Here is a 9,837-nt window from a genome sequence, read left to right on the forward strand (position 1 = left end):
CAACCCGGGTGGCTCCTCGCCGACCCCGACCCCGAGCAGCTCGTCGCCGACCCCGGCCCCCAGCAGCTCCTCGCCGACCCCGGCCCCGAGCAGCTCCTCGCCGGCGCCCGGCGGAGCGGCCTGCTCGGCCGTCCTGCGGATCACCGGTCAGTGGCAGGGCGGCTTCCAGGCAGCGGTCATCGTGACCGCCGGCAGCCGGGCCATCACGTCCTGGACCGTGGCCTGGCAGTGGCCCGGCAACCAGAGCGTCGACCAGGCGTGGAACGCGACCGTCACGTCGAGCGGATCGGCGGTCACCGCCCGCAACGTCAGCTACAACGGCTCCCTGGCCGCCGGCGGCACCGCCGAGTTCGGCTTCCTCGGCAGCGCGAGCAGCACTCCCGCGGCGCCCGCTCTCACCTGCACGGCCTAGCCCCGGCGCGGACCGCGCACCCTCCACACGCCCCGATCACGCCGCCGCGTGACCGGGGCGTGTGCTACTTCTGGTAAAACACTTCGAGGCCGGTGGAGAGGCGGGACGTTGACGGCGGTTCACCGGGTAACCATCTACGAGGTTGCCGAGCGCGCCCGGGTGAGCATCTCGACGGTGTCGAACGTGCTGAACAAGCCCGACCGGGTCAGCACCGCGACCCGTCAGCGGGTGCTCGCCGCGGCCGACGAGCTCGGCTTCATCCCCAAGGTGCAGGCGGTCAGCCTGGCCCGGCGCGGCGCCGGCCGGATCGGCGTGATGGCCCCGTTCACCTCCTACGGGTCCTACCTGCGCCGGCTGTCCGGGATCCTCACGGCGGCGACCGAGCTGGAGATCGACGTGGTGGTCTTCGACCACGAGTCGGCCGCCCTGGCCTCGTCGCCGGTGCTGGCCAGCATGCCGATCCACGGGCGGCTGGACGGCCTCGTCGTGATGGGCCTGCGGATCGAGGACGTGATCGCCGAACGCCTCCGCGAACGCAACCTGCCGACGGTGGCGGTCGACGCCGACAGCGCGCTGTTCAGCCAGGTGATCATCGATGACAGCCGGGGCGGCGGGCTGGCCGCCGCCCACCTGCGCGACCGAGGTCACCGCCGGGTGGGTTACCTGCTCGAGCGGCAGGTCTCGGACTACGAGTCGCAGGCGATCAAGCGGCTGTCCGGGTTCCAGGCGGTGATCAGCGCCGCGGGCGGCACGGTCACGGTCGCCAGCAGCGACAACTCTGTCGATGCGGCCCGGCACGCGGCGGCGGCCCTGCTCGACTCGGCCGACCGGCCCACCGCGATCATGGCGCACCACGACGCGCTGGCGGTGGGCGTGCTGCTGGCCGCCCGCGACCGCGGGCTGAAGGTTCCGCACGACGTCGCGATCATGGGCTTCGACGACGGCGAGGCGGCCACCGCCGCCGACCTGACCACCGTGCGCCAGCCGTTCGAGGAGTCCGGCAGCGCCGCCCTCGGCATCCTGCTCGGGCACGTCGGCGGGGCCGACCTGCGGACCACCACGGTGCTGGACGTGCGTCTCGTCGAACGTTCCACCACCTGACACCGGATCTGGTTGCATGGTCCCTGAGCAGCGGTGCGAGTCAATAAAAGTGCTTTAATGGAAACACTTGACACGGCCCGCCGCGATGAGGTTTCGTCCTTGTTACGCAAGCGGGAGGGTGCCATGGACTCGACGAGGCGGCCCGCGCGACGCGCAACTTCCACACCCCTGAAATCCCGTCGACCCGACCATCACCCCGGCCCGGCAGCGATCCGTCGCCGCCGGAGTTCCGCGATCCTGGAGGCCTGACATGGCTCATGGACTCATCAACCGGCCGCTGATCACCGCCGTCACCCTGGCCGCCCTTCTCACCACCGCCGCGTGCAGTGCACCGGGCAGCGATTCCGACACCGGCGGCGCGAACGCCAGCGCCGCCCCGGTCACCTCCGCGACCTGCGGCACCGGCCCGGTCACGCTCAAGGGCTACTTCGAGACCGGTTTCCCGCTGCCCAAGAGCCTTTCCGACGAGTTCACCAAGCAATACCCGAACGTCAAGTTCGACATCCGCGAGGACCAGTTCGCGGTGATCACCCAGAACGCGCCGCGGGTGCTGGCCGACGACCCGCCGGACCTGATGCGCCTGCCCCAGGTGTCCGAACTGGTCAAGGACAACCTGCTGAAGAACCTGGACGGATATGCGACGGCGTTCGGCTGGGACAAGTGGCCGGCCTCGCAGCTCGAGCAGATGCGCGTGTCGTCCGCCGGCGAGCGCGGTTCCGGCCCGCTCTACGCGATGGGCCTCAACTTCAGCATGACCGGCGTCTTCTACAACAAGAAGCTCGCCGCCCAGATCGGCATGACCCAGCCCCCCGCCACCCTGGCCGACTTCGACACGCTGCTGCAGAAGGCCAAGGCGGCCGGGCTCGTCCCGATCAACCAGTTCAACGGCGGCGCCACCGGCGGCCTGGCCTTCCCCCTGCAGAACCTGATGGCCTCGTACGGCGACCCGGCCGCCATCAACCAGTGGATCTACCAGAAGTCCGGCGCCACCATCGACACCCCGGCCAACCTGCAGGCCACCCAGCACCTGGAGAAGTGGCTCAAGGCCGGCTACTTCTCGTCCGACATCAACTCGCAGGACTACGCCACGATGATGAGCCGCTTCATCGGCGGCAAGAACCTGTTCATCTTCGACGGTGACTGGGAGTCCGGGAACCTCGACAAGCAGATGGCGGGCAACGCCGGCTTCTTCCTGATGCCCCCCGCGCAGGCGGGCGGCAAGCAGGCGGCGATGTCGGCCCCGCTGACGTACGGCATCAGCAGCAAGGCCAAGAACGCCGACTGTGCCGCCTTCTTCCTCAACTGGGTCGCCACCAACCAGCAGGCCCGCGACATCGCCGTCAAGGTCGGCGGCTCGCACCCGATGGGACCGTCCGACGCCTACATGCCCGCCGTGCAGGAGGGCACCGTCACCGCGAGCACCCTGACCGCGGGCGCGACCATCGGCAAGGACAACGGCGCGATGGACTTCATCGCCAACGCGACCGGCGCCATCTACGCCAAGAGCTGGACCCCGCAGCTGCAGAAGCTGGCGGCCGGCCAGCAGACGCCGGACGCCCTGCTCAAGTCGGTCCAGAAGGACTACGAGACCCAGGTCAAGAACTGATGCCGGAGCCGATCACGGGGCGGCGCGCGCGGCGCGCGCGTCGCCCCCGGGCGGCCTGGCTCGGCTGGCTCTTCGCGGCCCCGGCAGTAGTCATGTACGCGGCCTTCGTGCTGCGCCCGCTGACCCTGACCGTGCAGTACTCGTTCTACGACTGGAACGGCATCGGCGCGTCGAAGTGGGTCGGCCTGGACAACTACCGGCGGCTGTTCACCGACTCCGAACTGTTCGCGACGATCGTGCACGCCTTCGAGCTGATCGTGTTCTTCAGCTTCGTACCGGTGCTGCTCGGCCTGTTCGTGGCGGCCACCATCCGAGGCATCGCGACCAGCCGGCTCGCCACCGTCGCCCGTACCGTTCTCTTCCTGCCGCAGGTCATTCCCCTGGTCGCGGCGGGCATCATGTGGAGCTGGCTGCTCTCCTCGACCGGCCTCGCCAACGAGCTGCTCTCCGCGGTCGGGCTCGGCCGGCTGACCCGGGCCTGGCTCGGCGAGTTCGGCACCGCGCTGCCCGCCGTCGGCATCATCGGGGCCTGGGTCCTGGTCGGGCTCTGCACCCTGCTGCTCCTCGCCGGGATGAGCAAGATCGATCCGGCGCTGTACGAGGCGGCCCGCCTCGACGGGGCCGGCCCGGTCCGGGAGTTCTTCTCGATCACGCTGCCCAGCCTGCGCCAGGAGATCGGGGTGAGCGTCACGGTGACCGTCATCGCCGCGCTGGCCAGCTTCGACATCGTCTACATCGCCACCCAGGGCGGACCGGGCAACTCGACGATGGTCCCCGGCCTGGAGATCTACTACCTCGCCTTCTCGGAACGGGAGATCGGCATGGCCTCGGCCCTCGCCGTCGCTCTGGTGATTCTGGTACTCGCCTGCGTCCTGCCGGTGCAACGACTCACCCGGGACGGCTCGCGATGATCGTCGGACGCCGCGAGACACTCGTCGGGCGGGTTCTGCTCGTCCTGCTGATGGCCGTCACGGTCGTACCGTTCATCAGCCTGTTCGTCACCGCCCTGCACCCCGCCGGCACCTACCCGTCGGGTCTGTCCTGGCCGGACGACCCGCAGTGGGGCAACTTCGCCGACGCCTTCCGCTCCGCGCACATGGGCGAGCTGCTGCTCTCCAGCTGCCTCATCGTCGCCGGGGTGGTGCCGCTCTCGCTGCTCTTCGGGACGATGGCCGGGTTCGCCTTCGGGCACCTGCGGATGCCGGGCCACCGGATCGGGTTCCTGGTCTTCGTGCTCGGCCTGACGCTGCCGTTCGAGGGCATCATCACGCCGCTCTACTACCAGGTGCGCGACCTCGGGCTGCTCAACACCCGATGGGCGATCATCCTGCCGCTGATCGGTTTGTTCATGCCGTTCTCGGTGGTGTGGATGCGCGCCCACTTCGTGACCATGCCGGACGACCTGTCCGAGGCCGCCCGCATCGACGGCGCCGGCACCTGGCAGCTGTTCTGGCGGGTGCACGTCCCGCTGGCCATGCCCGCGCTGTCCTCGCTGGGCATCCTGCTGTTCCTGTGGACGTGGAACCAGTTCCTGCTCGCCATCGTGCTCGTCGACGACCCGGCCAAGCGGACCATGGCGGGCGCCCTCGGCGCCTTCCAGGGCCAGTGGGGCACCGACATCCCGCTGCTGTGCGCCGGGGCGCTGCTGATCCTGGTGCCCACCCTGGCCGTCTTCCTCGTCTTCCAGCGCCGCTTCGTCGCGGCGCTGCTGCAAGGCTCGATCAAGGGCTGACCATGACCAGCGCCGTTACCCTCACCGACCCCGAACGCCGGCATTTCCTGCGGTACACCGACACCGCCCAGTGGCCGATGCTCCGGCGCTTCCCGGTCTCCGCCGAGATGCACGCCGAACTGCTGGCGCAGATGCTGGCCAGCACGCCGGCGACGATCCACGCCCTGCTCGGCTCGTTGCGGGAGGAGACCCGCACGGCGGCGACGCGACTGCTGACCGACGAGCCCTACCGGCAGGCCCTCGCCGGCCTGCCGTTCGCTCCCGGGCAGCGGGTGATCGCGGTCGGCGACTCGATCACCGCGGACCGCCTCGGCTGGTTCGAACTGCTCGCCGAGTCACTGGCCCTGACCGGGGTGGACACCGCCGGCGTGGTCAACCTCGGCATCAGCGGCAACACCACCGCCGACGTCCTGGAACGTTTCGACCTGCTGGAGGCGGCCGCGCCGGACCGGGTCCTGCTGATGCTCGGCACGAACGACGCCCGCGCGCACGGCCGCGCCGAACGGCACCGGATGGCCACCACCCGCGAGACCGGGCGCAACCTGCGCGCGCTCGCCGACCTGATCACCCAGGACCTGAAGGCGCACCTGACGGTCATCACGCCGCCCCCGGTCGACCAGACCCGCGTCGACGCGTTCTTCGCCGACGCCCCGTTGCAGTGGTACGCCGCCGACGTGGCCGAGGTGGCCGGCATCGTCCGCGAGACCGTGCCCGGCGCCGTCGATCTGCACGCGAGCATGCCCGCCGACGACAGCACCGGGCTCTTCGAGACCGACGGCGTGCACCCGACCCCGGCCGGGCAGCGGTTCATCCTCGGCCGGGTCGTCGACCACCTGCGGGCCGTCAGCCCTTCCCGAGACCGCTGGTGAGGCCGCCGATGAGCTGACGCTCGGCGAGCGCGTAGCAGATCAGCGACGGCAGCATGGCGAGGGTGACGTAGGCGAGGATGCGGGCCGTGTCCGCCGAGTACTGCGACTGGAACTGCTGCACGCCCAGCGGCAGGGTCCACCACCGGGAGTCGTTGAAGACGATCAGCGGCAGCAGGTAGTTGTTCCAGCTGCCGACGACGGCCAGCACCGCGACCGTGCCGAGGGCGGGCCGGGCCATCGGCAGCAGGATCCGCCAGAAGAAGCGGAACGGCCCGCACCCGTCGAGCACCGCCGACTCCTCGACCTCGGCCGGGATGGTGCGGAAGAAGCTGCGCAGGATGACGATCGTGATCGGCAGCCCGAACGCCACCTGCGGGAGGATCACCCCGAGCGGGTTGCCGAGCAGGTTCATGCCGCGCAACAGGACGAACAGCGGCAGGATGGCGACCGCGAACGGGAACATCAGGCCGATCGCGAACAGGGTGAACAGCGTCTCCCGGCCGGGGAAGGCGAACCGCGCGAAGATGAACGCGGCCATCGCCCCGATGAGGACCACCAGCGCCGTACTGGCGATCGCGATGAACACGCTGTTGCCGGCCTGCTGCCAGAACGCCCCCGAGCGCAACGCGTCGAGGTAGTTGCCGGGCAGCCACGGGTCGGGCAGCCCGAACGGGTTGGTGAACAGCTGGCCGTTGTCCTTGAACCCGCCGAGCACACCGAACACGATCGGCACGATCACCGCGGCGCCGACGATGAGGCTGGTGGTGTGCAGGGCGACGGAACGCGTACGCGTCATCGCTGGTCTCCCATCGTGGTGACGGCGCCCTCGAGGTCGCGGCGCAGCACGAACCGCTGATAGAGCAGTCCGAAGGTGACGCTGATCAGGAAGATGACCATGCTGATGGCGCTCGCGTAGCCGACGTGGAAACGCTTGAAGCCCTCCTGGAACATCGTCACGGCGAGGGTCTCCGACGAGCGGACCGGGCCGCCACCGGTGAGCACCCACACCATGTCGAACAGCTGGATCGTGCCGAGGACGGACAGGAACACGCTGATCCTGATGGTCGGCCCGAGAAGCGGCAGGGTGATGTGCCGGAACGCCTGCCACGCCCCGGCTCCGTCCATCGCGGCGGCGTCGTGCAGCTCCGGCGGGATGCTCTGCCGGCCGGCCAGGTAGAGGATGGTGTGGAAGCCGAAGTACTTCCACGAGATCACGAAGAACAGCGAGTACATCACCGTGTCGGTGTCGGCGAGCCAGGTCGCCCCGAGGTCGCCGAGACCGATCAGCTGGGTGAAGTGGTTGGCCAGGCCCTGGTTCGGCGAGAAGATCATCGTGAACAGGACGGCGGTGACCACCTCGGACAGCACGTACGGGGCGAAGAACAGCATCCGGTAGACCCGCCGGCCGCGCAGGGGCTGGTTGAGCAGCATCGCCAGGGCCAGCGAGACCGGAACCTGGATGCCCAGCGACAGGACGATCAGCAGCAGCGTACGGCGCAGGTCGCCGACGAAGATCTCATCGGTGAGCAGCCGCTGGAAGTTGTCCAGCCCGACGAAGGCGCTCGGTGCCCCGAAGCCGTTCCAGTTGAAGAAGCTGGCGTAGCCGGCCACCACGATCGGGGTCAGCACCAGCAGCGCGAACAGGAAAAGTGCGGGGCTCAGGAACAGCGCCACGGTCGGCCAGGGCCGGCGCCGGCGGGGTGCGGGCTCGGCGGGCGGTGGAACCGCGGCGGGTGCCGGCCGCCGCTCGTCGGTCAGCACCGCCGTCAGCCCTGCTTCGCCGCGGTGGTGATCGCCTGGGCGACTCGTTCCGGGCTCGCCTTGCCCGCCAGCAGTTCGGCCACACTGTCGTTGACCTGCTGGCCGATGGCGGGGGCATAGGCCTGGTCCAGGTAGAGCTGGAACCCGGTGGACGCGGCCAGGGCCTTGCCGACCTGCTGGAGGTTGGGGTCGGTGACGGCGTCGTCGGCCGCTTTCACGACCGGCAGCACGCCCGCGGTCTTGGCCTCGATGCGGGCGTTCTCGGGCTGCGCGATGAACTTGAGGAACTCGATCGCCTCCGGCGGGGCGTCCTTGCCGACGGCGAAGCCGCCACCGCCACCGAACACGTCGGTGCCCTGACCCTTGCCGCCGTCGACCGCGGGGAAGGCGAAGAAGCCCAGCTTGTCGCCGAGTCCCTTCTTGCCCGCCGAGTTGTCCCGCTGCACGACCGGGGCCCACTGACCCATCAGCTCCATCGCGGCCTTGCCGTTGCCGACCGTGGCCGCCTGGCCGTCGGCGGTGGAGTAGCCGGCCGCCAGGAAGCCGGTCTGGAACGGTTGCAGCGCCACCAGTTCGGCCAGGTGGCCGCCGGCCGCGATGAAGTCGGGGGTGGCGAAGTTCTTGTCGACGGCGGCCTGGCGCAGGGCGTCGAGACCGCCGACCCGCATCGCCAGATAGGCCCAGTAGTAGTGGCCGGGCCATTTCTCCTTGCCGGCGAGGGCGATCGGGGTGATGCCGGCGGCCTTCAACCGGCGCACGGCCTCGAGGTACTCCGCCCAGGTGGCCGGCGGGGTGTTCACGCCGGCCCGGGCGAAGAGCTCTTTGTTGTACCAGAAACCGACCATGCCGGTGTCCACCGGCGACGCGTAGGTCTTGCCGTCGTTGGTGTACGCGTTGAGGGCGGTCGGGATGAGCGTGTCGCGCCAGCCGGTGACGTCGGTGGTGAGGTCCTTGACCATGCCGGCCTCGGCCTGCTGGAACAGCACCCCGCCGCCCCAGGTGTGGAAGATGTCCGGCGGGTCACCGGCCTGGACGTTGGTGGTCAGCTTGGTCTTGAACGACTCGTTCTCCAGGGGGGTGATCTCGAACTTCACGCCCGGGTGCGTCTCGGTGAACTTGTTGGCCATGGCCGCCCACGCCGAGAGCATCGGGTCGGTGTTGGCGATGTGCCACCAGCGGATGGTCTTGTTCGACCCGGACGACTTCCCGTCGTCGCCGCACCCGCCGAGGACCGCCCCGACGGCGCCGACGCCGGCGAGGCCGAGCAGAGATCGACGATTGAACCGGATCGAAGGCATGACCGGATCTCCTTTCGAAAAGCACCGGAAAATAGAGAGCAGCGAAACTTTCGACATTGACGTACGCCATTTTCTTGCTGCAAGCGCAGGTTACGGCGACGTGTCCGGGTGGTCAAGAGCATCGGCCGTCAATGGCAATTGCGGAAAGTTCGGGAGTCGGTCGATATTTTCGAATAAGTTTCTTCTGAAAACTTGTTATGCGAATTCAAGATCCAGGGTCGGCGACGCTTTACAAGATCGATTTTGCGGTCCGGAACCGGCCGCCGGGCACCCCGCCGCACCGCGCCTGAGGGCAATTCCCACCGCGGCCCGACCCTTGAATTTGAAGGAAACATTCTGGCAACATGGCGATCCAGGCGGGAGCGCTCCCACGGCGCTCAGGCATTGACTCCCCCGCACAGCGAAACGTGCGCCATCGATTGTGAGCGCTCACAGCCGGGAAACCTCCCCCGTTTCCGCCGCCCCGCCGTCCCCACCTCCCCGAAAGGCGCGACCCGATGACCACGAAACCGACCCGGCGCCGCTGGTGGCGCGCCACCCTGGCGGCGGTGACAGTCACAGCCGGCGGAGGGATCGTCGCGTTCACCGCTTCCGAGGCGTCCGCTGCGACGATCGACACCAGCGCCTCGTACGTGCTGGTCAACCGCAACAGCGGCAAGGCGCTGGACGTCTACAACCTGGCCACCACCGACGGGGCGCGGATCACCCAGTGGGCCCGCAACGACCAGACTCAGCAGCAGTGGCAGTTCGTCGACTCCGGCGGCGGCTTCTACCGGCTCAAGTCGAAGCTCTCGGGCAAGGTGCTCGACGTCGCCAACTCCTCGACCGCCGACGGCGGGCCGATCGTGCAGTGGAGCGACACCAACGCGGCCAACCAGCAGTTCAGCATCCAGGACGTCGACGGTTACGTTCAGCTGATCAACCGCAACAGCGGCAAGGCCGTCGAGGTGCAGGGCGCCTCCACCGCCGACGGCGGCAACGTCGTCCAATATGCCGACTGGAACGGCACCAACCAGCAGTGGCAGCTGGCCCGGGTCGGCTCGACGACGCCGACCACG

The 9,837-nt window shown here is 69.2% G+C and carries 10 protein-coding genes; 7 read left to right on the forward strand and 3 right to left on the reverse strand.

The window, feature by feature from the left end; genetic code table 11:
* Positions 1-133 precede the first annotated feature (133 nt).
* The 6 genes from Afe05nite_RS44415 to Afe05nite_RS43085 all read left to right on the forward strand — a co-directional run bounded on the left by Afe05nite_RS44415 (position 134) and on the right by Afe05nite_RS43085 (position 5,720).
* On the forward strand, positions 134-412 hold the full coding sequence (locus Afe05nite_RS44415; protein WP_275407557.1) for a cellulose binding domain-containing protein: 279 nt from the start codon (positions 134-136) through the stop codon (positions 410-412).
* A 108-nt stretch (positions 413-520) separates the two neighbouring features.
* Positions 521-1,513 carry a LacI family DNA-binding transcriptional regulator gene (locus Afe05nite_RS43065; RefSeq protein WP_203823141.1) on the forward strand — a complete coding sequence of 331 codons (993 nt, stop codon included), beginning with the start codon at positions 521-523 and terminating at the stop codon, positions 1,511-1,513.
* Between the two features lie 250 nt (positions 1,514-1,763).
* Positions 1,764-3,119 (forward strand): ABC transporter substrate-binding protein, encoded by a 1,356-nt coding sequence (locus Afe05nite_RS43070; protein WP_203823142.1) that lies wholly within the window; start codon positions 1,764-1,766, stop codon positions 3,117-3,119.
* Positions 3,119-4,030: a carbohydrate ABC transporter permease gene (locus Afe05nite_RS43075; RefSeq protein WP_203823143.1), complete on the forward strand. Its 912-nt coding sequence runs from the start codon at positions 3,119-3,121 to the stop codon at positions 4,028-4,030. Before Afe05nite_RS43070 ends, Afe05nite_RS43075 begins: the two co-directional genes overlap by 1 nt.
* The gene (locus tag Afe05nite_RS43080) at positions 4,027-4,851 is read left to right on the forward strand and encodes a carbohydrate ABC transporter permease (protein WP_203823144.1); all 825 of its coding nucleotides are present in this window, start codon (positions 4,027-4,029) and stop codon (positions 4,849-4,851) included. Before Afe05nite_RS43075 ends, Afe05nite_RS43080 begins: the two co-directional genes overlap by 4 nt.
* Before the next feature lie 2 nt (positions 4,852-4,853).
* The gene (locus Afe05nite_RS43085; RefSeq protein ID WP_203823145.1) at positions 4,854-5,720 is read left to right on the forward strand and encodes an SGNH/GDSL hydrolase family protein; all 867 of its coding nucleotides are present in this window, start codon (positions 4,854-4,856) and stop codon (positions 5,718-5,720) included.
* Here Afe05nite_RS43085 and Afe05nite_RS43090 read toward each other — a convergent pair.
* From Afe05nite_RS43090 to Afe05nite_RS43100, 3 genes are read right to left on the reverse strand one after another with little or no spacing between them, the layout of a single operon-like run.
* Positions 5,695-6,516 (reverse strand): carbohydrate ABC transporter permease, encoded by an 822-nt coding sequence (locus Afe05nite_RS43090; protein WP_203823146.1) that lies wholly within the window; start codon positions 6,514-6,516, stop codon positions 5,695-5,697. The genes Afe05nite_RS43085 and Afe05nite_RS43090 overlap by 26 nt on opposite strands.
* Positions 6,513-7,481 carry a carbohydrate ABC transporter permease gene (locus tag Afe05nite_RS43095; RefSeq protein WP_239118638.1) on the reverse strand — a complete coding sequence of 323 codons (969 nt, stop codon included), beginning with the start codon at positions 7,479-7,481 and terminating at the stop codon, positions 6,513-6,515. The genes Afe05nite_RS43090 and Afe05nite_RS43095 overlap by 4 nt, the downstream gene beginning before the upstream one ends.
* 5 nt (positions 7,482-7,486) lie before the next feature.
* Positions 7,487-8,779: an extracellular solute-binding protein gene (locus tag Afe05nite_RS43100; RefSeq protein ID WP_203823147.1), complete on the reverse strand. Its 1,293-nt coding sequence runs from the start codon at positions 8,777-8,779 to the stop codon at positions 7,487-7,489.
* A gap of 497 nt (positions 8,780-9,276) precedes the next feature.
* On the opposite strand from Afe05nite_RS43100, the gene Afe05nite_RS43105 reads away from it, so the two are divergent.
* On the forward strand, positions 9,277-9,837 hold a 561-nt coding region (locus Afe05nite_RS43105), incomplete at its 3' end, for an RICIN domain-containing protein (RefSeq protein ID WP_203823148.1).

Origin of the sequence: Paractinoplanes ferrugineus (assembly GCF_016862195.1) — a bacterium.
Lineage (GTDB): Bacteria > Actinomycetota > Actinomycetes > Mycobacteriales > Micromonosporaceae > Actinoplanes > Actinoplanes ferrugineus.

Excerpts from the sequence above, each read along its gene's own strand:
- Afe05nite_RS43085 (WP_203823145.1), top strand. The coding sequence starts at position 4,854 with ATGACCAGCGCCGTTACCCTCACCGACCCCGAACGCCGGCATTTCCTG.
- Afe05nite_RS43080 (WP_203823144.1), top strand. The coding sequence starts at position 4,027 with ATGATCGTCGGACGCCGCGAGACACTCGTCGGGCGGGTTCTGCTCGTC.
- Afe05nite_RS43070 (WP_203823142.1), top strand. The coding sequence starts at position 1,764 with ATGGCTCATGGACTCATCAACCGGCCGCTGATCACCGCCGTCACCCTG.
- Afe05nite_RS43075 (WP_203823143.1), top strand. The coding sequence starts at position 3,119 with ATGCCGGAGCCGATCACGGGGCGGCGCGCGCGGCGCGCGCGTCGCCCC.
- Afe05nite_RS43090 (WP_203823146.1), bottom strand. The coding sequence starts at position 6,516 with ATGACGCGTACGCGTTCCGTCGCCCTGCACACCACCAGCCTCATCGTC.
- Afe05nite_RS43100 (WP_203823147.1), bottom strand. The coding sequence starts at position 8,779 with ATGCCTTCGATCCGGTTCAATCGTCGATCTCTGCTCGGCCTCGCCGGC.